Annotated in this window: 17 protein-coding genes and 1 rRNA gene; 9 read left to right on the plus strand and 9 right to left on the minus strand. The window is 42.4% G+C overall.

All coding sequences use genetic code 11. From position 1 onward, the window contains the following. Positions 1–111 (plus strand): 5S ribosomal RNA (rrf, locus tag L2747_RS12845); the annotation flags it as partial. A gap of 675 nt (positions 112–786) precedes the next feature. Here the strand turns inward: rrf and mutT are convergent. From mutT to nadC, 9 genes are all read right to left on the minus strand, one after another. Continuing rightward, positions 787–1176, minus strand: coding sequence for an 8-oxo-dGTP diphosphatase MutT (mutT, locus tag L2747_RS12850; RefSeq protein ID WP_248999425.1), 390 nt, complete (start codon positions 1174–1176; stop codon positions 787–789). Next, positions 1176–1409, minus strand: a complete 234-nt coding sequence (gene yacG, locus L2747_RS12855; protein WP_248999426.1) for a DNA gyrase inhibitor YacG — start codon at positions 1407–1409, stop codon at positions 1176–1178. Before yacG ends, mutT begins: the two co-directional genes overlap by 1 nt. Positions 1410–1468: 59 nt before the next feature. Continuing rightward, positions 1469–2203, minus strand: a complete 735-nt coding sequence (gene zapD, locus L2747_RS12860; protein ID WP_248999427.1) for a cell division protein ZapD — start codon at positions 2201–2203, stop codon at positions 1469–1471. A gap of 8 nt (positions 2204–2211) precedes the next feature. Next, entirely contained in the window at positions 2212–2817 is a 606-nt protein-coding gene (gene coaE, locus L2747_RS12865; protein ID WP_248999428.1) for a dephospho-CoA kinase, read from the minus strand. 19 nt (positions 2818–2836) lie between these two features. Further along, positions 2837–3748: a prepilin peptidase gene (locus tag L2747_RS12870; RefSeq protein WP_248999429.1), complete on the minus strand. Its 912-nt coding sequence runs from the start codon at positions 3746–3748 to the stop codon at positions 2837–2839. A gap of 76 nt (positions 3749–3824) precedes the next feature. Then, positions 3825–5093, minus strand: a complete 1269-nt coding sequence (locus tag L2747_RS12875; protein ID WP_248999430.1) for a type II secretion system F family protein — start codon at positions 5091–5093, stop codon at positions 3825–3827. Between the two features lie 83 nt (positions 5094–5176). Continuing rightward, a complete protein-coding gene (gene pilB / locus L2747_RS12880; RefSeq protein ID WP_248999431.1) occupies positions 5177–6886 on the minus strand; it encodes a type IV-A pilus assembly ATPase PilB in 1710 nt (569 codons plus the stop codon). 68 nt (positions 6887–6954) lie between these two features. After that, positions 6955–7422, minus strand: coding sequence for a pilin (locus tag L2747_RS12885; protein WP_283107287.1), 468 nt, complete (start codon positions 7420–7422; stop codon positions 6955–6957). Positions 7423–8982: 1560 nt separating this feature from the next. After that, positions 8983–9867 (minus strand): carboxylating nicotinate-nucleotide diphosphorylase, encoded by an 885-nt coding sequence (gene nadC / locus L2747_RS12890; RefSeq protein WP_248999432.1) that lies wholly within the window; start codon positions 9865–9867, stop codon positions 8983–8985. Positions 9868–10089: 222 nt separating this feature from the next. Between nadC and ampD the strand changes: the two genes are divergently transcribed. From ampD to L2747_RS12930, 8 genes are all read left to right on the plus strand, one after another. Then, positions 10090–10632, plus strand: coding sequence for a 1,6-anhydro-N-acetylmuramyl-L-alanine amidase AmpD (gene ampD, locus L2747_RS12895; protein ID WP_248999433.1), 543 nt, complete (start codon positions 10090–10092; stop codon positions 10630–10632). A gap of 66 nt (positions 10633–10698) precedes the next feature. Beyond that, positions 10699–11550 (plus strand): beta-lactamase regulator AmpE, encoded by an 852-nt coding sequence (ampE, locus tag L2747_RS12900; RefSeq protein ID WP_248999434.1) that lies wholly within the window; start codon positions 10699–10701, stop codon positions 11548–11550. 361 nt (positions 11551–11911) lie between these two features. Further along, on the plus strand, positions 11912–12664 hold the full coding sequence (gene pdhR / locus L2747_RS12905; RefSeq protein ID WP_012153684.1) for a pyruvate dehydrogenase complex transcriptional repressor PdhR: 753 nt from the start codon (positions 11912–11914) through the stop codon (positions 12662–12664). A gap of 106 nt (positions 12665–12770) precedes the next feature. Beyond that, complete coding sequence (aceE, locus tag L2747_RS12910) at positions 12771–15431, plus strand: pyruvate dehydrogenase (acetyl-transferring), homodimeric type (protein ID WP_248999435.1); 2661 nt, start codon at positions 12771–12773, stop codon at positions 15429–15431. A gap of 13 nt (positions 15432–15444) precedes the next feature. Then, positions 15445–17328: a pyruvate dehydrogenase complex dihydrolipoyllysine-residue acetyltransferase gene (gene aceF / locus L2747_RS12915; protein WP_248999436.1), complete on the plus strand. Its 1884-nt coding sequence runs from the start codon at positions 15445–15447 to the stop codon at positions 17326–17328. A gap of 218 nt (positions 17329–17546) precedes the next feature. Beyond that, positions 17547–18974, plus strand: a complete 1428-nt coding sequence (gene lpdA / locus L2747_RS12920) for a dihydrolipoyl dehydrogenase (RefSeq protein ID WP_220763574.1) — start codon at positions 17547–17549, stop codon at positions 18972–18974. A 144-nt stretch (positions 18975–19118) separates the two neighbouring features. Beyond that, positions 19119–23582 (plus strand): EAL domain-containing protein, encoded by a 4464-nt coding sequence (locus L2747_RS12925; RefSeq protein WP_248999437.1) that lies wholly within the window; start codon positions 19119–19121, stop codon positions 23580–23582. Positions 23583–23675: 93 nt separating this feature from the next. Beyond that, positions 23676–25892: a patatin-like phospholipase family protein gene (locus tag L2747_RS12930; RefSeq protein WP_248999438.1), complete on the plus strand. Its 2217-nt coding sequence runs from the start codon at positions 23676–23678 to the stop codon at positions 25890–25892. Positions 25893–25927: the final 35 nt, after the last annotated feature.

Genomic DNA, 25927 nt, shown 5'->3' on the forward strand with positions numbered 1-25927 from the left:
AAACCATAGAGTTGTGGCACCACCTGAATCCATTCCGAACTCAGAAGTGAAACGCAATATCGCCGATGGTAGTGTGGGGTCTCCCCATGTGAGAGTAGGTCATTTCCAGGCGCCTATTTTACTCGTTAAGAGTAGTGAAGAAGCCACCTTATTAAGGTGGCTTTTTTGCGTTTGGGCATTTGTAAAATATTGAACGCTATCTTATCTGAATACAGCTACCCGTTAAGGTGGCAGCTTCACTTAAAGTAGGCATAAATGCCTCCCCCCGATGTCACCCCGCCGCTGAGCAGGGTCCCCAGCTTGCTGGCAGTTATATTGCTCCTGCAATAACTGCATTTCCGCCATCCTTGGCGGTCACAGCTGCTACGCGCTACAAGATTGCAATGTACTTCGTACATTAAGCGCAACCTCTTCGCCCCCATGTGTTCGCTGCGCGAACCGAGGGCGATTATATGCTCCTGCATAATCGACACTTCCCACATCCATGTGGGTCGTAGGTCATTTTCAGGCGCCACTTTGACTTCACTTTTGTAAAAGTGAAGACAAAACTGAATTCTTGAAAGAGAAGCGAGAGAGCCCACTACGATGTAGCGGGCTTTTTTCGTTTTTGTCTGGACTCTTTATTACTAGAATTGACCACTCGAACATGGGGAAATAAAAAGCCCGAATGCAGTGAGCATGTGTTTGCTGCGCGAACTACGAGAGTTGATTGTTTCCCGCAGCCAAAAGCAAAAAAGCCCGCTTTTGTGGCGGGCTTTTTAAATCTGGAATTTGTAATCGTTGAAACTAACTAAGGATCTTTTCTAAGATAGCTTTATTCGCTTCAGGAAATTCATATTGAGTTAGTTGGTCTTTTGCTACCCAACAAATTTCTTGGCCTTCTAAGCCCTTCGCTTCGCCACTAAAATTGGTTACCCAGTGTATGTCGAGAAATACTTTTTTATCGCCATAGTCATGATGGATCTCCATCAATGGTTCGGTATCTACCACATCTAAATCAACTTCTTCTTTAAGCTCTCTAATTAGCGCTTCAGAAGTCGATTCTAGTTTTTCCACCTTACCGCCTGGAAACTCCCATTTACCACCTTGGTGCAGTTCTTGTGGTCGCTTAGCTAGCAAAATTCTTTTATGAGGATCTTGAATCACGCCGACTGCAACATGTATTATTTTGCTCATTAATGCTTTCCATCATCAGATGGACCATCGACGAAGAAGTCCGCTTCGTCATAACCTAGCTGGTCTAACATTTCTGGATCAAACTCAGGTTTTACTGGAATAGCATGTTTCTCTGAAGCCCAATCACCTAGATCGATAAGCTTACAACGGTCGCTACAAAAAGGTTTAAATTTCGATTCAGCATTCCAAGCTACAGAGGCCTGACAAGTCGGGCATTTTACAGTTAAAGACATAATTGACCTTGTCAGTGATAAAGCTGACTTTTAAAAAGTGTATATGGGATTTTAAAGCGTTAGCTACAGGTTGCCAACTCGAATTCTATTGCTTGATCAGAATGTTTTTGTTCATCAAATTGTACGAAGTGAATCGCATAACGGTTTCTGTGGCCGCTAATAGTAGGGTAGCAGCCATACTCGGCTGCTAGTCTTACTCGGATCAGTGAAAGTGCCTGGCTGCTAGTGCCTTGAAAGAAACCGCCAGAAGCCTCTTTGACTTCATAGCTTGTGGTTTGTCTAGTTAAATCTAGCAATAACTTAACTGGAGAAAGTAAAGAGGCAAAGTGGCTCATCCAATCTTGGTATTCTTGTTGACGCTCACTCCAAGGTTTAGCTAGCCAATAATGGAGTTGAGGCAGGTCAAAGTTACAGCTCGCACCAGGCATATTAAATCTTTGCCTTAACGCTGATAAGAAACGGTTCCGTTTTAACTCGTTGCCGGGTCGTTGAGCTACCTGAAGAACATCTCTTGCAGCGCTTAGTTTATCGATATAAAGCGCAAGCTGTTCATCGTTAATTGCGGGGAGAGATTGCCATTTTGATAAGGCGAATAGCTGCCTATCAAGGTCTTGGAGTACTTCGCCGCGATAGTCACAACGTTCAGTTAGTTCGAATAATGAAAATAGCGGGTAAAAGCATCGATGCTGATGATCGTGATCTAAGTTAGCCTGTAATTGTTCTGCAAGATATTCTAGGCGCAGGTAGCTACGGGTTTTTTCATTGAGCGGCTGTTCATAGATCAATTTAGTCATGGCGTTATTCAAGCATTACTAGATAATTTTAAATAAAAGTTATGTAGTGCTTCTACCTTGCACTTTAACGCCGATATCTCTCCCTGGTTGTCTATGACATCATCAGCTTTTGACAGTTTCTCGGCTCTTGAAGCCTGACTGCCTATTATCTTTTTTACGTGTTGAGCGGTTACTAAATCTCTATCAACCGTTCTTTTTTGTTGTAACTCCGGCGAAATATCCACCAAAAGTGTTCGATCTACTAACCTATCTAACCCATTCTCAAATAGCAAGGGCACGACCATAATTACATAATCAGATTGTGCTTCTTTACACTGTTGTAGCATCGATTCTCTAATCATTGGGTGAAGTAGAGAATTTAACCAAAGTCGTTCAGAATCATTATTGAAAATGACTTCTCTTAATTTTGCTCTATCTAAGCCGCCATCAGCCGATAAGATTTGCTCACCAAAATGAGTGACAATTTCTTTCAGACCATCAGAACCAGTTGCTACTACATCTCGAGCAACGATATCGGCATCGACTAGAGTAACGCCTTGTTCGGCAAAAATATTGGCAACCGTTGTTTTACCGCTGCCGATACCGCCAGTAAGACCGATAATGTAATCAGCCATAGTGTGTTTCCCTGTCGCTTTATAAGGTAGAAAGGTACCAGTTTGTAATGCTTTCACCCCATATCATGGCTATCCAGCCAGCAGCTGCGATATAAGGGCCAAATGGAATTGGGTTACCTTGATTAAGCTTTTTGAAGATAATAAGAGTGATACCAACGACGGCACCGACTAGTGATGACAGCAAGATAACAAGCGGCAATACCTGCCAACCAAACCAAGCGCCGAAAACAGCAAGTAGCTTAAAGTCACCATAGCCCATGCCGTCTTTGCCTGTTAGTAACTTAAATAACCAGAACACGCTCCATAGACTTAAGTAACCTGCCGCTGCACCAATCAAAGCATCTGAAGTACTACTGAAGGTACCTGATAAGTTAACAATCAGGCCTAGCCATAATAAAGGTAGAGTAATTTGGTCTGGCAATAGCATTTCGTCTAAATCAATGCCGGTTAGCGCAATCAGGCAAAAAGTCAGTAATGTGGTTAATGCGAACTCGATAGTAGGGCCAAAGTGCCAAGCGAGAAAAGCGACTAATGTGGCGGTAATGAATTCCACAACAGGGTAACGAGCTGAGATTGGGTTGCTACAGGAGGCGCATCTCCCCTTAAGTATTAGCCAACCTAAAATAGGCAAGTTATGTATAGGCTTGATATTGGCCTTACATTTTGGACAGGCAGAGCCTGGAATAACGAGGTTATATTTTTCAGGGAAGCCATCGATTGGGGCTTCTAATTGCTTTTTGTTAGCATCAAAAACCTGTTGCTTGTATTCACTTAGGTAATGATTACATTCTTGCTGCCAGTCTCGCTTCATCATCACTGGTATACGGTGAATCACCACATTTAAAAAGCTACCGATCACAGCGGCAAATACAAAGCTTAATGCGATAAACAGCCAAGGATTTTGGCTAAAAACAGAAATAAGTTCAGTCATTATTTTTCTTTTATTGTAAAAGCTACTTTTGATAACGCAGCTTGGAAAGAATATAAGCTGCGTTTTTGTAAGGCTCTTATCCTACAACATTACCCATTTCAAAAATAGGTAGGTACATGCCGACAATTAGGCCGCCCACGACGGTACCAATCACTACCATCATTATTGGCTCAATTAGACTCGATAAGCCATCAACCGCATCATCGACTTGCATTTCATAGATGTTGGCTACTTTATTAAGCATATTATCGAGTGAGCCAGATTCTTCGCCAATCATGACCATTTGAATCAACATATCAGGGAAAAGCCCAGTTGTACGCATAGCGACATTCATTTGCATGCCAGACATAACCTCAGTACGGATTTTCAAAATCGCTTTCTTATATACGGCGTTGCCTGACGCACCTGCAGCAGACTCTAGACCATCGATTAATGGCACACCTGCTGCAAATGTTGTTGCTAAAGTGCGGGCAAAACGTGCCATAGCGCCTTTATGCAAGATATCGCCAATAGCGGGGATTTTTAAGATGACTTCATCCACTCTGTCTCTAAACAATTGAGAGTTAAGGTGAGCACGTTTGAAGCTCCAAACACCTATAATGATCGCTATGACAAAAATATACCAAGATGCCTGTAACCAGCGAGATATATTAATAATAAACTGGGTAAAGGCTGGTAACTCTGCTCCGAAACCATTAAAAATATCTTCAAACTGAGGTACAACAAATAATAGTAGTAAGGCTGTTACTAGAATAGCTACAACGACAACAGCAGCAGGGTAGAACATGGCTTTTTTAATTTTTGATTTTAATGCTTCCGATTTTTCTCGGTAAGTTGCAATTCGATCAAAAACTTGATCAAGTGAGCCTGAATGCTCACCGGCGCCGACAAGATCGACATAGAGATCATCAAAATACAGTCTGTGTGGCCTTAAAGCCTCTGACAGAGGAATACCTGATTGTACATCGTTAACGATAGTCGCTAAAAGCTCGCGCATTTTAGGTTTTTCATGGCCTTTGCCTAATAACTCTAAGGTCGTCACAATGGGGACACCAGCAGCAAGCATAGTGGCTATCTGACGAGTAACCATGGCGATATCCATGGGTTTGATTTTCTTTTCCGATTTGAACAGCGGCGGAGATTTCTTACGGACGCCTTTTGGGATGACACCTTGAGCTTTTAATTGGGCGCGAATTTCAGCACTTGATATACCTCTGAGTTCGCCTGATGTTTTTCCACCATCACGATTGGTGCCATTCCAGGTATAAGTGACAACTTTAGGTTGGCTTTTTTGGGCTTTTTTCCTTTCACGAGCTTGCTTTGATGATTTAGTTGCAATTGCCATAGCGGCCCTTTTATTGTCTTATTTTGAGGTGCGCTTTAATTTTGTTTAAGTGTACGATTGGTCGCTCGAGACTACCTCAATAATTAAAAACTGGTTACGCGGTTTATCTCTGCAATGCTGGTCACGCCTTGAATAACTTTTAATAGGCCTGAATCTCTAAGGTCACGCATGCCCTGAAGTTTGGCTTGTTTAAGTATTTGTAAGGAGTTGCCACCTTCCATAATCGTGCGGGCAATTTCATCCGACATCTTCATGACTTCATAAATACCTACACGGCCTTTATAGCCCCCTGAACAAAGATCGCAACCAACTGGCTTATGTAGGGTAATTCCTGCATCAACCTGCTGTTGAGTAAAACCAAGTTTTAACAGTGCATCAGTTGGGATATTTTCAGGCTGTTTGCAGTTGGAGCATAATCGCCGAGATAGTCGTTGAGCAATAATTAGGTTAACAGAACTGGCAATGTTATAGCCTGGCACGCCCATGTTGATTAAGCGAGTCAGGGTTTCTGCTGCCGAATTGGTGTGCAAGGTTGATAGCACTAAGTGACCCGTTTGCGCCGCTTTAATGGCAATTTCAGCCGTTTCTAAATCTCGAATTTCACCAACCATGACCACATCAGGATCTTGACGTAAAAATGAGCGCAGAGCGGACGCGAATGTCAGTCCGGCTTTTAAATTAATATGGACTTGGTTAACGCCTTCGAGGTTAATTTCAACCGGATCTTCCGCGGTTGATATATTGCGCTCTTCAGTATTAAGAATGTTCAGCCCGGTATAGAGGGAGACTGTTTTACCTGAACCTGTTGGTCCGGTTACCAAAATCATCCCTTGGGGTTTTTGTAGCATCTCTTCATAAAGCAGTCGTTGATCATCTTCATAACCTAACTTTTCAATGCCAAGCTGGGCAGATGATGAGTCAAGGATACGCATTACGATTTTCTCGCCCCAAATGGTAGGCAGGGTACTAACACGAAAATCGATAGATTTACTGCGTGATAGCTTCATCTTAATTCGGCCATCTTGTGGTACGCGGCGCTCAGCAATATCAAGTTTGGACATTACTTTTAAACGGGCAGAAATGCGACCGGAAAGATTAACTGGCGGCTCGGATACCTCATGCAAGATGCCATCAATACGAAAACGAATGCGGTAACGCTTTTCATAGGGCTCAAAATGTAAATCTGATGCTCCTTTACGTATGGCATCGGTAAGAATTTTATTAATATAGATGACGATAGGGGCGTCATCTTTGCCGTCACTATCTTGCTCTTGTTCTCGCTTATCAGTATCGGTAACTTCTATACCTGCCAGAGACTCTTCATCAATACTGCTTAAATCTAAGCTACTGATGTCATCTTCTAAGATGCTTTCAAGCGCTTTATCTAGCTTATCATCTTCCACTAAAATCGCTTCGGTATGCAGGCCTGCACTGAACTGAAAGTCTTCTAACGCCGCTATATTAGTGGGGTCTGATGTTGCAATGAATAAACGGTTGCCGCGCTTAAATAGCGGAATACAGCGATGCTTTTCGATGAGCTTTTTATTGAGGAACTCTTCGGGAATTGAATTTATATCGAATTCATTCAGATCGAGAAGCGGGGTGCCATATTCTTCGTAGCATAGCGCAGCAATTTGCTGGGCAGAAATGAGATTGTTCTTTATTACTGAAGTAACTAGAGAGGTTTTATGTTTACGCGAATTTAAAATTGCAGATGTAATTTGCTCTTCGCTAAGTAAACCTTTGCGAATAAATAGAGTGGATAAACCTAAATGTAGACCGGTAGTTGGCATTTGATTTATAAAATTTAATAGAAGCGAGTATCCCTGAATATTCTAGGATACTCGTCTGCTTTATATGATTAACAAAGCCCTGCAGCAACGCAAGTTCCTGTTTGAACCCAAGTTAGAGAGCCTGCAGTTTCTGAAGGCGTAAGAATATAAGTGACATCTGCTTGACTATTGTGGTCTAGTGCAGCAACCGCTGTTGCAGTTATCGCTGCCGTTGAAGTAGTTATTTCTACTTTAGACACATAGGCTCCAGCAGCCGCGCCAGACAAATCTGCTCCGACCTCTGCAGCTGAATCGCAGTTGGCAAGAGTGTAATCCCCTCGTCCTTGATAACAAGTTTCAATAGCTGTTTTAATTGAAGCTGCAGCTAAAGGTACTTCCGAAAATTTAGCTTTCTTTGTGTAGGTTTGATAAGCAGGCAGTGCAATTGCTGCCAAAATACCGATAATTGCTACAACAATCATCAATTCAATTAGGGTGAAACCCTTAGCGTTGTTCATTTTTGATTTATTCATCATTCTGTTCATCTTAGTGTTCATGTCTATCTCCATTAGAAAGCTTTTTGAATTGCTGATTTAATCAATAATGGCTAACCTGCACCTTCAGCCTATACCCTGAAAACAAAGGGTTTGCTTTTTGTCGAATAAGGTTAGCGCTGATGTGAAAATCATCATTTAGTCTATGTGTGCGTCAACCCTGCTGAGTGCTCCTGCGTTAGCGTGTCGCTGTATCCAAACTGACTATGCTTGTTGTGCATAGTGCGACGACGAGGCATCCGTCTATCCTATTGTTAAAATTCAAATTTAATGTCTAGTTAAATTTGAATTCAAAAACCCTCAACTCAAACTCAACTCAAACCTAATTCAAACTGAAATTTAAAAGTTAAAAGCTAGGATTTACTATTCAAAGTGGTAAGAAGAGCAGCTTTATCCCGCTTGGTTAGCTCATTATTTGGTGCTCGTATCCACAGTTAAGCAAAACTAAGCACAAAAATTAATAAAACCAGATGAGATAATGTTGAATCTAAAACACTTTAAATTGCATTAACCGAGTCTGCACATCGGTATAACTGCAAGTTAGTACAAAGGTGGGTAAAATGGAATAGTGAAATGTAATTAATGCGTTATTTTGTTGCTTGTTTGGTTGTTTTTGGGTTTTTTTATGGTGCTATTGGTGTTGGTTAATTGGCGCGTGTTATTTTGTTGGCGAAAAAATGTTCACCGTCAAAAAATTGAACGTTCCCTATTTTAGATTTCGACAGCTTTAATTTACTTCACTTTTTAAAGGTTCAAATCGCAGCTGGGGAGTGATTGTATTTTCTTTAATAACTAATTTATAACTTTCTAAATCATTTGTATAAGATGATCCTTAAAGAACTGAAACGGTGAGCGAGATTTTTAATTGGATCATGGAGTGCTGTTTGGAGAGCTGAATCGAAATATCAATGAGAGTAACTGCTGTGATGGATATGCGTGTAACCTTGTGCGGAGGAATCTAGACTTTATGGGTCGCAACTTTGATGCTAACCGTTCCTAGCACAATATAGTTTTCATGATAGTTTGCATGTTTTTTAGGGATTAAATTTGGTTTTGCGAGTTTAACTTTGACGTTCATTTAGTTTGCTTTATTTAATTTCAAAGGTTGAAGGTATTATTGTAAATCCTAGGTAAATCCTAGGTAAATTTTAGGTAAGCAATTAGGTTGACTATTTATTGTTAGTGATTGCATAAATATTTTATTGTTGAACCTTTTGACTATGTATTATTAAACCTGACTGGTAGGACGTCTATTCTAAGTATAAGCCTGAAACACATATGAAAATTAGCGATTATTTATCGTTATAAAATCAAATGTTGATTACTTAGCTTCGAACAAATGAGTAGATAATATTGCGAGTTTTAAACTTGTTATTAGATTAATGTTTCGCGGCTTAAAACTAAAATGCCAAATTACTAGAACAGGTCTAAATAGGTATGTTGAAAGCTGTGTTAAAAGCTATGTTAAAAATTTCAGTTATGCAGAGAAGATGAGGGAGAGGTAAAACAGCATTTAATGATCTAACTAAAGATAGAAAATGCTGTTAATACGAAGCTAAACCGTTACTTCAGTCTTAATGATAAGTCTAAAGCTCTAACATGTTTGGTTAGTGCGCCAACAGATATGTAATCTACGCCAGTTTTAGCGAAGGTGGCGATAGTTTCGATGGTCACATCACCTGATACTTCTAGTTTGACCCCTTGGCCTTTTGCTTTGTAGCTATTATTTAGCTCTACCGCTTCTAGCATCATAGTTACGTCAAAGTTATCTAACATGACGATGTCAGATTGAGCGTCGAGAGCCTGTGTTAGTTCATCGATACTTTCAACTTCAACTTCAACCGGTTTGTCACTATGTAACGCTCTGGCTGCCTTAATGGCTTTGTCGATACTGCCGCAAGCCATAATGTGATTTTCTTTAATTAAAAAAGCATCAAAAAGGCCAATACGATGATTTTGACCGCCGCCACAGCTTACTGCGTATTTTTGCGCTGTACGTAAACCGGGAATGGTTTTGCGAGTGTCTAATAGTCGGGTGTGTGTGCCTGCGAGTTTATCGACATAATGTTTTGTCAGTGTAGCTACGCCGGACAGCGTCTGGATAAAGTTCATCGCAGTGCGCTCGCCGGTTAAAATTGCTCTAGCTGGGCCTTCAAGTTCGCAAAGTAGTTGGTTTGGTACGACCAAATCGCCATCATCAACGTGCCAGTGCAGCGCGACTTCACCACCTAGTTGGTTAAATACTTGCTCTGCCCATGCTTTACCGCAAAATACGCCTTCTTCTCGAGTGATTAAGTTGGCTTGAGCTATTTTGTCTGCCGGGATAAGTTGCGCGGTAATATCGGCATCAAATCGTTGTGCTAAAGAGTGGCTGCTATTGGTTTCTTTGTGACCTAAATCTTCATCTAAAGCTGCTTTGACTGAGAGTCTAATGTCATTTTCAAGCATGGTGAGCTGTCCTTACTGGCTTGTAACCGTGGTATATATTGGGCACGCTTTAATAGTGGTTTTAATCTTAACATAAAGTTTTACCTACAGAGCTAGCATTATCCTTGTTTATCGCTTGGAATTACTGATGTTATTTGGCTGATAAATCTCAAAAGCCTAGCTATATTCATAGAGTTAAAACTGCTAAAGTGATTTTAATAATTTTGTTTTAGGAATGCTGATTTGTCGCTGACATTACTTAATGGCTGGGTGATTCAGGCGCGTTATTGTCTTTCGCCACACTTTAATCATAGGCCGCTTAACGAAGTAAGCCTTTTAGTTATCCATAACATAAGCTTACCCGCTGGGTGTTTTGGTTTGCCGTATATCGATCAGTTATTTCAAGGTAAGTTAGATATTCAGGCGGATGACAGTTTTAAAGAACTGCAAGGGTTAGAAGTATCGGCGCATTTTTTGATCCGTCGTGATGGTGAATTGGTTCAATATGTTAGTTGTGATGACAGAGCCTGGCACGCGGGAGTGTCATCATTTGAAGGCCGAAGTCAGTGTAATGATTTTGCAATTGGGATTGAGCTTGAGGGGACCGATTTAGAGGTGTACTCAGAACAGCAATATACTCAGTTGATAGAGCTTACCAAAAGCTTAATGTGTGAATACCCTAAGATAACCCCAAACAGAGTGACGGGGCACAGTGATATCGCACCGGGGCGAAAAACCGATCCGGGAGCGAGTTTTGATTGGCAGCGCTTCAAAATGGCGTTGTAAATCAGCGTTAAATTAGTTTTAGAAAAACTAAATTAATTAAATGCGTTAACTTTGAAGGTGAAAATTATGGCTTTGTTTGCGTTATTAGTCGCAATCTTGGTTGAACGATTACGACTGCTGCCGGGTTCTTGGCAGTTTGATGCGTTGTTGTCTAAATATCATAAAAGCTTAGTTACAGCAGAGCAGAAACCAACGTTATTTACTATGACATTGGCTCTAGTGTTACCTGCGATAATTGTCTATGTATTGTCGTGGTTAGTATCTGGAATTTTATGGGGTGCAGTTAGTGTTGCTGTGTGGGTAGCAATTGCAGTGTTGTGTTTTAGCCATAATAGCCAAAGAAAGGCTTTTAAGTGCTACATCCAAGCGGCTTGCCGTGGTGATTCACAAGCGTGTTTCCATTACGCTAATGAGCTTGATCCTAGTCAAGATCTCGAGTCGGTTACCGAGCAGGAATTAGGCACACAAGTTGGACAAAGTGTCGCTTGGATTAATTACCGTTATTACGGTGCGATTGCTCTTTACCTTATCGTTTTAGGTCCTGTTGGTGCAGTGCTTTATTGTACGGTGCGCTTTTATAGTGAACAAAGTAATAAACATCAGATCGAGCAGCCTTTGGTTGATAATTTGTTGTTCGTACTGGACTGGCTTCCTAGCAGGATTTTCTCTTTTGGTTACGTATTAAGTGGCCACTTTAGACAGGCTATAGCGACTTGGGTGTCACATGCTCTTAATCCTAAATGTACTGCGCGAGACATAATTACGCAGGTAGCTTTGGCGGCAGAGACATTACCGCAAGCCTCATCTGCACCTATTTGTTTGCAGTCAACTATCTCTTTACTGCAATTAAGTAAGCGAAACTTTATTTTACTCATTACAGTGTTGTCATTGATGACCATCTTTGGGGTGGTTAATTAGTCATCACTTGAGTATGTTGTTAGCTAAAAATTAGTCAGTCCTAAATTTGATTTCATTAAATTAAATAGATTGATTTATGAACGGCTCAGCAGTTTTTGTTGAGCCGTTTTAACACGTTAAATTCTTATCCATTTACCAAAAATCTCTCCATGTTTAATTGCTTATAATAATTATTATCAACGCGCAGCTTATTAAAATTGGCACATTGGTCAGACCCCATTATGATGAAAATCAGCTATGCTCACACATCGCGCATAGATTTGATGTAGATCACTAACTGGACATTCAAAGTGTGATTTGATAAAGTGCGCTCAGTCAATTAAATTGGTAAGACCAATTTACAATAGGAGCTGAGGCCCACATGGCTTATAGCAAAATAAACCAGCCAAAAATATCCGATGTCATTATGGGACAGTTGGAGCAGATGATTCTGGAAGGCAGTATTCAACCAGGACAAAAGCTACCACCTGAACGTGAACTGGCATTGCAATTTGAAGTTTCGCGCCCTTCTTTACGCGAAGCGATCCAAAAATTAGAAGCAAAGGGCTTGTTGATGCGTCGTCAAGGCGGCGGAACCTATGTAAAAGAGCAGCTCTGGCAAAGTCTTGCCGACCCAATTGTTGAACTTATGCATTCAGATTCTGAAAGTCAGTATGACTTACTGGAGTTTCGTCATGCCACTGAAGGCATGATGGCGTATTTTGCAGCGCTTCGTGGTAACGACGCTGATATGCAAAACATCAAGCGCACGATTCTGGAAGTTGAGTCAGCGAATTTAATTGAAGATCAAGCTAATGCGATTGTGCGTTTTTACCGCGCGGTTGCCGAAGCGTCACATAACGTGGCTATGCTTCATCTTGTATTGAGTTTATCTCCTGTGCTGCATAAAAACGTGGCACAAAACTTAGAGCTTTTAAGCCGACGCGAAGAAGCCTCTACCACGGCTAATGATCACAGACGAGCCCTGCTTGCTGCAATTATTCGCCGCGACCCTGAAGCTGCACGCGAAGCCTCCAATGAACACTTAAGTTACATTGAAGAGGTGATGCTATCAGTAAGGGAAGAAGACAGCCGATTGCAGCGTAGCCTGCGTCGATTAAAGAGTGGTGTATAGGTCGATTCTTTAGCGAACCACCTGTTGCCAGCCAATATTTCAAAATTTAAATACACTAATCACTGCAGTAGTGACTTAGGTATTACGTATAGGAAAGGACTGCAAAATGTCTGAACATATGCTTAATGACATCGATCCACTAGAAACTAATGAGTGGTTGTCTGCTCTAGAATCAGTTGTACGCGAAGAAGGGGTTGAGCGCGCTCAGTACCTACTTGAGCAAGTACTTGATAAGGCGCGTCTAGACGGTGTCGACATGGCGACAGGTATTACGACCAACTACGTCAACACTATTCCTACGAGCCAAGAGCCTGCATATCCTGGTAATACTACAGTTGAGCGCCGTTTGCGTTCAATTATCCGTTGGAACGCGATCATGATCGTACTGCGCGCATCTAAGAAAGACTTAGATCTTGGCGGTCACATGGCGTCTTACCAATCTGCTGCATCATTTTATGAAATGTGTTTTAACCATTTCTTCCGTGCACCAAACGAAGTTGATGGTGGCGATTTAGTTTACTATCAAGGTCATATCTCTCCAGGTATCTACTCACGCGCATTTTTAGAAGGTCGTTTAACTGCTGAGCAGTTAGATAACTTCCGTCAAGAAGTGGATGGCAAAGGTATTCCTTCATACCCACACCCTAAGCTAATGCCTGAATTCTGGCAGTTCCCTACGGTATCTATGGGTCTTGGCCCAATGTCTGCTATTTATCAGGCTCGTTTCCTTAAGTATTTAGATGGCCGTGGCTTAAAAGATACTTCAGCGCAGCGCGTATATGCATTCCTAGGTGATGGCGAGATGGACGAGCCAGAATCACGTGGTGCTATCTCTTTCGCTTCACGTGAAAAGCTAGACAACCTATGTTTCCTAATCAACTGTAACCTACAGCGTCTAGATGGCCCTGTTATGGGTAACGGTAAGATCATTCAAGAGCTTGAAGGTCTATTTAGAGGCGCAGGCTGGAACGTAGTTAAAGTGATCTGGGGTAACAACTGGGATTCACTCATCGCTAAAGATACCACTGGTAAGCTGCTACAGCTTATGAATGAAACTATCGATGGTGATTACCAGACATTTAAGTCAAAAGATGGCGCTTATGTACGTGAGCACTTCTTTGGTAAGTACCCTGAGACTGCTGCCCTTGTATCAGATATGACAGATGCAGAGATCTTCGCGCTTAAGCGTGGTGGTCATGATTCATCTAAGCTATACGCTGCATTTAAAAATGCACAAGAAACCAAAGGCAAGCCAACTGTAATTTTAGCTAAAACAGTTAAAGGTTACGGTATGGGTGAAGCGGCTGAAGGCAAGAATATTGCTCACGGCGTGAAGAAAATGGACATGACGCACGTACTACAGTTACGTAACCGTCTAGGTCTAGAAGATTTACTAAGCGATGATAAAGTCTCTGAACTTCCTTACTTAACGCTGGAAGAAGGTTCTGAAGAGTACAAGTACTTACACGCTCGTCGTGATGCGCTTCATGGTTACACGCCACAGCGTCTGCCTAACTTCACCAAAGCATTAGAGCTTCCTGCTGTTGATGAGTTTAGCTCTTTGCTTGTTGAGCAAAAGCGTGAAATCTCAACCACTATGGCATTTGTTCGTACTCTGAACATCTTGCTGAAGAACAAAGGCATTGGTAAGAACATCGTTCCTATTATTGCGGACGAAGCACGTACTTTCGGTATGGAAGGTCTATTCCGTCAAATCGGTATTTACAACCCGCATGGTCAGGAATACACACCTGAAGACCGCAGCGTTGTGTCTTACTATAAAGAAGCGACTTCTGGTCAAGTATTGCAAGAAGGTATCAACGAGCTAGGTGCTATGTCTTCATGGGTTGCTGCGGCAACGTCATACAGCACTAACGATTTGCCGATGATCCCATTCTACATCTACTACTCTATGTTTGGTTTCCAACGTGTTGGCGACATGGCGTGGATGGCTGGTGATCAGCAAGCACGTGGTTTCCTATTAGGTGCAACAGCTGGTCGTACAACGCTAAACGGTGAAGGTCTACAGCACGAAGATGGCCACAGCCATGTTCAAGCGAACACGATTCCAAACTGTATCTCTTATGACCCAACATTCGCATACGAGTTAGCAGTAATCATGCAAGACGGTATCCGTCGTATGTATGGTGACCAAGAGAACGTGTTCTACTACTTGACGCTGATGAACGAAAACTACGCAATGCCAGCAATGCCAGAAGGCGCTGAGGAAGGTATTCGTAAAGGTATCTACAAGCTTGAGTCGTACACTGGTAGCAACAAGGTTCAGTTAATGAGCTCGGGCACTATCATGAACGAAGTACGTAAAGCGGCTCAAATTCTAAGTGAAGAGTACGGTGTAGCATCTGATGTTTACTCTGTGACTTCATTCAACGAGTTAACTCGTGAAGGTCAAGATGTTGAGCGTTTCAACATGTTGCACCCAGAAGCAGAGCAAAAGACAGCGTACATTACTCAAGTAATGGGCACTGAACCAGCTATTGCTGCAACCGATTACATGAAGAACTATGCTGAACAAGTTCGTGCATTTATGCCTTCTGAATCATTCAAAGTACTAGGTACTGACGGTTTTGGTCGTTCAGACAGCCGTGAAAACCTACGTCGTCACTTTGAAGTAAATGCTGGCTACGTTGTTGTAGCAGCGCTGAATGAACTCGCTAAACGTGGCGATATTGAAAAGTCAGTAGTTGCAGCTGCAATTGCTAAATTCAACATCGACGCTGACAAGACAAACCCGCTATACGCGTAAGAGGCAATACAAAATGACAATCGAAATTAATGTACCAGACATCGGTGCGGATGAGGTTGAAGTAACAGAGATCCTTGTTAGCGTTGGCGACAAGGTAGAAGAAGAGCAATCGCTTATCTCTGTTGAAGGCGATAAAGCGGCGATGGAAGTTCCAGCGTCGAAAGCGGGTATTGTTAAAGAAATCAAAGTGGTTGTAGGTGACAAGGTGTCTACCGATTCATTGATTATGATCTTTGAATCTGAAGGCGCAGCATCTACCCCTGCTGCAGTTGAGTCAGCACCTGTTGCGGCTCCTGCTGCACCAGCTGCGGCTGAGCTAAAAGAAGTTCACGTCCCAGACATCGGTGACGACGAAGTTGAAGTGACTGAAATTCTAGTAACTGTTGGCGACAGCATTACTGAAGAGCAATCACTGATGAGTGTTGAAGGCGACAAAGCTTCTATGGAAGTGCCTGCACCATTTGCCGGCGTGCTAAAAGAAATCAAAGTGAATGTAGGCGACAAAGTGTCTACAGGTAGCTTGGTAATGGTATTTGAAGTTGCAGGCTCTGCTCCTGCTGCCGCGGCTCCTGCGCCAGTTGCAGCACCTGCTGCTGTGGCGTCTGCACCATCAGTACAAGACGTTAACGTGCCAGACATTGGCGGTGATGAAGTTGAAGTGACTGAAATCATGGTTAAAGTTGGCGACACTGTAACTGAAGAGCAATCGCTTATCTCTGTTGAAGGTGATAAGGCTGCGATGGAAGTCCCTGCACCGTTTGCTGGTAAAGTGTTAGAAATTAAAGTGGCTCAAGGCGATAAAGTATCGACTGGCTCTTTGATTATGACATTTGAAGTGGCTGGTAGCGCACCTGTTGCTGCTCCAGTACAGGCGGCTGCTCCAGCTCCTGCTGCACCAGTTGCTAGCCCTGCTCCTGCTACTAGCCAAGCAGCGGCGCCTGCAGCGAAAGAAGACTTCGTTGAAAACAGTGCATACGCTCATGCTTCTCCAGTTATCCGCCGTATGGCGCGTGAACTAGGCGTTAACCTAGCTAACGTTAAAGGTACTGGCCGTAAGAATCGCGTAGTTAAAGAAGATGTTCAAAACTACATTAAAGCGGTTATTAAGCAAGTTGAGTCTGGCGCAGTTAAAACTGCAGCTGGTGGCGGCGAGTTAAACCTACTTGCATGGCCAAAAGTGGACTTCAGCAAATTTGGTGAAACAGAAGTTAAACCGTTATCACGTATTCAGAAGATTTCTGGTGCTAATCTACACCGTAACTGGGTGAAGATCCCGCATGTTACCCAGTGGGATGATGCTGATATCACTGAACTAGAAGCTTTCCGTAAGGCGCAAAATGCTGCCGAAGCGAAGAAAGACTCTGGTATGAAGATCACACCGCTTGTGTTTATCATGAAGGCAGTTGCGAAAGCGCTAGAAGCATTCCCAACCTTTAACTCTTCATTGTCAGAAGATGGCGAAAGCTTAATTTTGAAGAAGTACGTTAACGTAGGTATTGCGGTTGATACGCCAAATGGCCTAGTTGTTCCAGTATTTAAAGATGTGAACAAGAAAGGCATTCACGAGCTATCTGATGAGTTGAAAGAGATCTCTAAGAAAGCACGTGGTGGCAAGCTGACCGCTGCAGATATGCAGGGTGGTTGCTTCACAATCTCAAGCTTAGGCGGTATTGGTGGTACAGCATTTACACCTATCGTTAATGCGCCAGAGGTTGCCATTCTTGGTGTGTCTAAGTCAGATATGAAGCCTGTTTGGAATGGTAAAGAGTTTGAGCCGCGCTTAATGCTGCCGCTATCACTGTCTTACGATCACCGTGTGATTGATGGCGCCGATGGTGCTCGCTTTATCACGTACTTGAATAACTGCTTGTCAGACATTCGTACCTTAGTGCTTTAATCCTAATAGGCTGCTTAATACAAGCAGCCTATTTTCTAAGCCGCTTGATTAATACAAATAGTAAACATCAGTAAGATTAAGCGTTTCTAGGATTGTGATCAGCATCAAACAAAGGTTAAAATGCGGCCACCTTACAAGATTTGGCCACAGTTTATCGTTGAGTCGGTTTTTATCGTTAACTCGGTGCCACCAACGACATAAAAAGAATAGAGGAAAACATGAGTAACGAAATTAAAACTCAGGTAGTTGTACTAGGCGCTGGCCCTGCTGGCTATTCAGCTGCATTCCGTGCTGCAGACTTAGGTCTAGATACTGTTATCGTTGAACGTTTCAGCACGTTAGGCGGCGTATGTCTAAACGTGGGTTGTATCCCTTCTAAAGCTTTGCTTCACGTTTCTAAAGTGATTGAAGAAGCAAAAGCGGTTTCTAGCCACGGTGTTGTTTTCGGTGAACCTCAGATTGATCTTGATAAGCTGCGTGAGTACAAGCAATCAGTAATCGGTCAGTTAACTAGCGGTTTAGGCGGCATGTCTAAAATGCGTAAAGTTAACGTGGTTAACGGTCTTGGTAAATTCACTGGTCCTAACACGCTAGAAGTTCAAGGTGAAGACGGCGTTAAAGTTGTTCATTTTGAGCAAGCAATTATTGCTGCGGGTTCTCGCCCAATCCAATTGCCATTTATTCCTCATGAAGACCCACGTGTATGGGACTCTACTGATGCGCTAGAGCTTAAAGAAGTTCCAGGCAAGCTACTTGTTATGGGTGGCGGTATCATCGGTCTAGAAATGGGTACAGTTTACTCTTCACTAGGCAGTGATATTGACGTGGTTGAGATGTTCGACCAAGTTATCCCTGCAGCAGACAAAGACGTAGTTCGCGTTTACACCAAGAAGATCAAGAAGAAGTTCAACTTGATGCTTGAAACCAAAGTGACTGCTGTAGAAGCTAAAGAAGACGGCATCTACGTAACAATGGAAGGCAAGAAAGCACCTGCTGAGCCAGTTCGTTACGACGCAGTATTGGTTGCTATCGGCCGTATTCCAAACGGTAAAGGCTTAGACGCAGAGAAAGCTGGCGTTAATGTTGATGAGCGTGGCTTTATCAATGTTGATAAGCAGATGCGTACTAACGTACCAAATATCTATGCAATTGGTGACATCGTTGGTCAACCAATGCTTGCACACAAAGGTGTGCATGAAGGTCACGTAGCGGCAGAAGTAATTTCTGGTCTTAAGCACTACTTCGACCCTAAAGTTATCCCATCAATTGCCTACACTGACCCAGAAGTTGCTTGGGTTGGTCTAACTGAGAAAGAAGCCAAAGAGCAAGGTGTTGCTTACGAAACTGCGACTTTCCCATGGGCTGCAAGTGGCCGCGCAATCGCATCTGATTGTGCTGACGGTATGACTAAGCTTATTTTCGACAAAGAGACTCACCGTGTTATTGGTGGCGCTATTGTTGGTGTTAATGGTGGTGAACTTCTAGGTGAAATCGGCCTAGCAATTGAAATGGGTTGCGATGCTGAAGATCTAGCATTGACCATTCACGCTCACCCAACTTTGCATGAGTCTGTAGGCCTAGCAGCTGAGATTTATGAAGGTTCAATTACTGACTTGCCAAATCCAAAGGCAAAGAAGAAAAAGTAAGCATTTGCTAATATTTTAAAAAGCGCTCTCAGGAGCGCTTTTTTTATATCTCATTATTTTTTTGACTGACTTTTAAGTAATCAAAGGATGAATATCTGTTACCTAAATGATACATTCTGGTTAATCTGAAAAGTCGTAAAGCAGATGAGAATAATAATTAAAAATATTTGGCTTGGCTTACTGTTATTTATCACTTCGTGTGCTGTCCCTGCTTGGGCTAGTGGCGTTGTGCAGCGGGCATTTACCGCTAGTGATGGCCTTTTAAATGCGCCGGTTTGGGATATCAGTTTTGACCAGCATGGTTTTACTTGGCTAGCGACAGAAGAAGGATTATATCGAGTCAGCAGTAATAAAGTTCGCCGTATTGATAAGGTTGGATTAGAGTCAAAAATTAACGATAGTATTCTTTATTTAGCTGAACCCCTTAGCCCAAGACATATTCTTGTTAGTGGCGTATACGAAGCTTACTTATATGATATCCAAACTAATGAATTTGTTGAGTTTGGAGGCCCTGATTTATTTCCCCTATACCGTGGTGGTGGCATTGTTTCCCAAGTTAAAGACGCGCACGGCGACCGGTTAATATTGACTTATAATGGCGAGATATTACGGTTTAACTACCAAAATATGACGCTAAAACGCATTAGTTTTCTACCGAGTAATCCTGAGCAATTGTGGCGGATCATGTTGTCGCTGCCAGGGAATCGTTTACTCGTCGGTAATGACAATCACCTTGAAGTACGCGATATCAATGGTGTGCGCCAACAAGTTTTGCATTGGGACAAAGCGTGGGGCGATATAAAAAGCATTGTTAAACATTCAACTGACCGTATTTGGATAACCAGCAGCAAAGGCCTATTTGAAGTTGATAAAGACAGCTTGCAGATCAATAAAGTCGAGCAACTGGAACATTACATCACCACGATAGCTGAAGATAAACAGGGGTATTTATGGCTTTCTACACATGCGGGCCTTTTGCGCTGGTTCCCTGACGATAAAGTCGGCAAGCTTTATGCCGACGAGCTTAAACGCAAATCAAATATTGATTACACCTTCGATATCGCTGTCGATGATACTGGGTTAGTTTGGGTCGGAGGATCTGGAGACGGGGTGGCGGTGTTGGCATTTGAGCCAGATTTTCTTATAGAAAGTTACTCAAAGGCTGCACCTTATAAATTGAAAGATGAAGTGGTTTGGACGATATATGCTGAAGGCCGTAATCTTTGGTTCGGCACAGACAACGGTTTAATACTGGTAGATAAACTCACACAAGAATCTTATGCAATTAATCCTCATGGGATCCGCCGTAACGATAGTATCTACAAAATAGACTCTTTAGATAAAGACCACTTATTGCTTTCGAGTACCAACGGCTTGTCAGTGGTTAACAAAGTCACTTTTCAGAGTCAGAGCTTTGCTAGTTGGGCAGGCGGTAAGCATTCGCTCGAATTTATGACAGTCTACAATACCTATTTTGATACCTTGATCGAAGGACGGATCTGGTTTGCAACAGATAATGGTCTGTTCTATTGGCAAGCCGGTTACTCTGCACCTAAGCGGGTGCGCTTAGGCAGTGCTCTTAATAATATGCCTGCGTTAAACATTACTGCTGTGACTCGAGATAGCGATAACCGTTTGTGGTTAGGTGGTAGTCGGGTATTTGGATTTTTAGATTTGCAATTAAACTTCCAGCCAAAGATGGATGTTATTGCCACTTCTGTCGGTGAGTCGAGTATCCGCTTCATAAAAGAGGTCAGTCCTGGTGAGCTTTGGTTAGGGATGGAGTCTGATGGCCTTTTATCGTTTAACATTGAGAATAACACTCAGAAAAACCTTACCAGCAGTTGGAATATCAACTGTAATGCAATCTATTTTATCGAGAATGTTAGTCACTATCGCCTAGTGGGCTGCCCCCGTTCTTTGATCCGTAAAGACTTAATTACTGGTGAGATGATAGTCATTTCGCCTGAAGATGGCTTAATTAGTAAAGAGCTTAACGAAGGTGCTTATTTTGTATCAGAGCAAGGCTTATATCTAGGTACACCAGACGGCGCTATGTTGCTCGATGTCGGCCGATTAAAAAATCGTATCACTCATGATTCGGTCATTTTAGAGTCGATGGAAGTGTATTTTGCCGATAAGACTGAATTGAGTTTGCTGCCTAAATCTGGCCAACATATTTTGCCTGGTGCTAAATTAATTAGTTTTGATTTTGCCAGTGGTAATTATTTGGATGATAAGCCGTTGCAACTTAAATATCGCTTACGTCAGGAAGGCGCTGTTGGTGAGTCAGATTACCTGTTCCTAGAAGGCAAGTCTCAACTCAATATTGCTGGGTTAGAAGCTGGTAGCTATGTCATAGAGATAATGAGTCTTGACAATGAGCTTTGGTCTGAGAAACCTTTTTCCTTTCGTTTTTTTGTTGATAAATACTGGTGGCAAACCATTTGGTTTAAAGGGGTTCTTGTCTTATGCGTATTGCTGTTTGGCCTAGGAATTATATTTATCCGTCAACGTCAGGTAAAAGCGTTTAAGGCAATAAACTCTGCCCTTAGCGATAGCGAGGACCGACTAAAACAGGCGTTAAAAGGGAGTAATTCGGAATTATGGGAATGGCGCTTAGAAGATCAGTTGTTCAGGGTAGAAAATACCGCCAGATTATTAAACGCAGATCTCCCGCAGTTCACCATAACACTAGAAGAGTTTGCAATTCATAAAGAGGATGCCAGTGAAACATTAGCCGCATGGCAAGATATGTTACACGAGCGCACTGATCGTTTTGAAGTTGAATATCGTTACTGGACAAGAGAGAAAGGTTGGGGCTGGTTGCGGGTAATGGGACGTGCTGTGGAGCGCAATAGCTTCAGCGGAAAGATTGAACGGGTTGCAGGTATTTATCGGGATGTTACCGAGCAACGTAAGCTAAAAGACGATATTTATCTATTGGCTCAAGCGTTTGAAAATACCTCAGAGGCAGTGCTTATTTTTGATCGTGAAGAGGCGATAGAAGTAACCAATAAAGCCGCTCAAAATATGATAGGTTTAGATGCCAAAGACTTAACAGGAATCCCATTTTCAGAGGTGCTACAAGGTAATGAGCTAGGCTCTAGTTTAGCTTTGTTACTTGAGCAAGGTTTGAATTGGGCTGGTGAGTGTTATGTTGTTGGGCAGGAAAATGAACAACGTGCGGTGTGGGTAAACGTATCTTCGATCGTCGATGTAAATGGTGATGCTACCCATTATGTTGTGGTGTTCTCAGATATTACTGAACGCAAGAGCGCTGAAGCGTCATTACGTCGTCTTGCTAATTATGACGTACTAACAGGTTTGGCAAATCGAACACTCTTTTCGACTAAGCTTTCAACATCGGTATACCAAGCTGAAAAAGAGGGCGGTAATCTAGCGTTAATGTTTTTAGATTTGGATAGGTTTAAACATGTTAATGACTCTTATGGGCACAGCATGGGAGATGCCCTGCTGGTGGAGGCTGCTAAGCGCTTACAAGCTCTGATGTCTGACAATCATGTTCTTTGCCGTTTTGGTGGCGATGAGTTTGTTATTTTGATGCGAGATAATCCAAGTATCGATGACATTAACCACTTATGTGAAAAGCTACTTGCTAGTATCGAGCAGACTTTCATTCTTTATGGTCGAGAGTTTTATATTTCGACCAGCATAGGCGTGAGCTTATGGCCTGAAGATGCCAAGCAACCCGAAGCATTGATTAAGAATGCTGACTTAGCTATGTACCACGCTAAAGAAGAAGGTAAAGGCACATTTAAGTACTATTCACAGGAGCGGAATGCCGAAGCACTTTACCACTTGAGGCTTGAAGCTGATTTACGTAAGGCGATTGAGCGTAATGAATTTGAACTGCACTTTCAGCCGCAAATTGACATTTTAGAAAATGACAAACTGATTGGGCTTGAGGCATTACTGCGCTGGAATCACCCTAGTGAAGGTTATGTACGTACCGATATCTTTATCAAGGTCGCAGAAGCGTGTGGGTTAATTGTAGAAATTGATCGCTGGGTTATGCGTGAGGCTTGTCGTCATGCGGCAATTTGGAGTCAGGAATTAGTCGACCCGATTAAAGTTTCAGTCAATGTGTCGGCGCTACATTTTAGGCAGCCAGATTTTATTCAAGGCGTACAGCAAATCTTAGTTGATACGCAAATGCCTAATGCGGGGTTATCGTTCGAAATCACTGAAGGTGTGTTAATGAAAGAACTTAAGGTGGCTAAGCAGCATCTTAAGGAACTAAAAGTACTGGGTATTGATGTGGCCATCGATGACTTTGGAACGGGTTACTCCTCCTTGGCCTATTTACGCCATTTTGAAGTTAACACCCTTAAGATTGATCGTTCATTCCTAATTGATATCGCCACCAATAAAGCTGACCAAGCTATAGCGAGTAGTATTATCGAATTGGCTAGAAACTTAAAACTTGATGTGGTGGCAGAGGGTGTCGAAACTCACGAGCAGTTAGAGCAGGTGTTTAGCCGAGGCTGTTACGTTATTCAGGGCTACTATTTTGCTAAACCTATGTCAGTTAAAGATATTGAAAATTATATGGGCGTAAATCAGATTATGAGTTTAGAAGGGTAGTAGTAATAATCCCCGTGAAAGTTGGCTATACCTTGCAGCTTTCCGTTAAATCAAATACGTTAAGACATTACTAAAAGAGTCGAATAAGTCATTATGATACATAGAATTATTATTCTTTGTTTAGCTATAGCGAGTCCTCACTTTGCCTTTGCTGAAGAACGGCCGAAAATTGGCTTAGTCTTAAGTGGCGGTGGAGCCAAAGGTGCAGCCCATATTGGTGTGCTTAAAGTGCTAGAAGAAAAGCAGATCCCTATTGATTACATTGCTGGTACTAGTATTGGTGCGTATGTTGGCGGCATGTATGCGCTAGGTTATAGCGCTGCAGAAATAGAAGCCATTATGATGAATACCAATTGGGATAAGGGCTATTCAGATACGATACCAAGAGAGGCATTAAGCTATCGTGATAAAGAGACTCGTGACCAATTTAATATCCCTATTAATATTGGCTATAGCGATGAAGAGGTAAAGACACCAGCAGGCCTATTACGTGGGCAAACAATGTCCCAGTTATTACGCAGCTCAACCAATCTTGTGCATCAATTTGGTGATTTTGACGAACTATCAATTCCTTATCGTGCAGTCGCCACCAATTTAGCGACTAGCGAACAAGTAGTGTTAGATTCCGGTAGCGTAGTCGCCGCAATGCAAGCTTCTGCATCAGTACCAGGTGCACTACAGCCGGCCGTTATCGACGGGAAACTACTTGTCGATGGTGGTATTGCCAATAATATGCCTGTTGATGTGGTTAAAGCTATGGGCGCAGATATCGTGATTGCCGTCGATATTGGCTCGCCACTAGTCGGTCAGTCTGAATTAAACAGTACCATAGCAGTGCTTAATCAGCTTTCTACCATTTTGACTAATGCCAGCTCCGATAGACAAAAAGCCTTACTCAGCGATCACGATATTCTGATCCGTCCTAATATTGGTGAGTTAAGTACCACTGACTTCAGCATTATGCCAATTGCATTGCCGCTTGGTGAAATCGCTGCTCGTGAGCAAATTGATAAACTTGAGCAGTACAGTGTCGATCGTCAAGACTATCAAGAGTATTTGGCGAGCAAAAAGAATAAGAGTCAGCATTGGTTAGACGATATCGATAGACCACTGATTAAAGTGATTTATGACAATGACTCTAAGGTCAGTGAAAAACTACTCGCAGACAATCTAGAGCTCAATGTAGGGGACCATGTCACCGTTGCGGCGCTTGAAGCTGGTTTAGATAGAATTTATGCACTAGATAAGTTTGAACGTGTTAATGCTGAGTTTACCGATACCGATGAGGGTCGAGTCCTTACTGTTCACACAAAAGCTAAATCTTGGGGTCCGAATTACTTCCAACTTGGTTTTAGCTGGGAGGATGACTTTAGCTTAGACTCAGTGATTTCACTGGATATGGCTTATACCATGACCGAGCTTACTGAAAATGGTGGTGAGTGGCGTAACGAACTATCGCTGGGTTTTGATAAGCTAATCGCTTCAGAGTTTTATCAGCCTCTGGTGAAAGATCAAACTTACTTTAGCCGTGCAAGAGTGGAATATGAGCTAAAAGATTGGGGCTTCTTTGAAAACAACAATCGTATTTTAGAGCTAAAACAGACAGCTTATCGTGCAGAGCTTGGGGTAGGCATTAACTACACTCAAAACGGTATGGTTGAAATTGGTTTATTGGGTGAAAAGGGCGATCTTGAAAACGATGTTTGGGACTTTGGTCGAGTGCCGTACGATGGTTATGGTGGTTACTTTAAATTTGCCTATGATGATTTAAATAGCATTAATTTCCCGACATCGGGTAATCGTTTCACTTTTAATGTGTATATGCGTAAAGAAGGCTATGACCTTAATGGCTTTGCAGAGACTTCTGATTTCTCGATGCAATATGAAGCTGATTGGCGTGGTGCAGTCGGTGTTGGCAATCATGCGTTTGTGGGCATAGCGTCTTTTGCCACAGTCGATAAAGAAGGCGCATTTACGGTTAACGTGTCAGAGCTCGGCGGATTTTTAAATCTATCTGGTTATCACAAGAATGCTCTTTATGGATCGCACAAGGTCTTTGGCGCCTTTGTCTACCAGTATGATTTAGGCCGTGATGTATTGGGCATGACTGAGTACCCATTGTATTTAGGTACGAGTATCGAAGCGGGTAATGTCTGGAACCAAAAAGATAATGTGTCGCTCGATGACTTAATCTATGCCGGAAGTTTGTATTTGGGTATTGATACCAGCGTTGGTCCCGCTGCCTTTGGTTTCGGTGCATCAGACGACGGAGAGAAAACCGTGTTCCTATTTATCGGTAAGAACTGGTAGTACTTTTTCGCAAATCATTGCTAGTTAAACGAAAT

The organism is Shewanella marinintestina (assembly GCF_023283845.1).
Classification (GTDB): domain Bacteria; phylum Pseudomonadota; class Gammaproteobacteria; order Enterobacterales; family Shewanellaceae; genus Shewanella; species Shewanella marinintestina.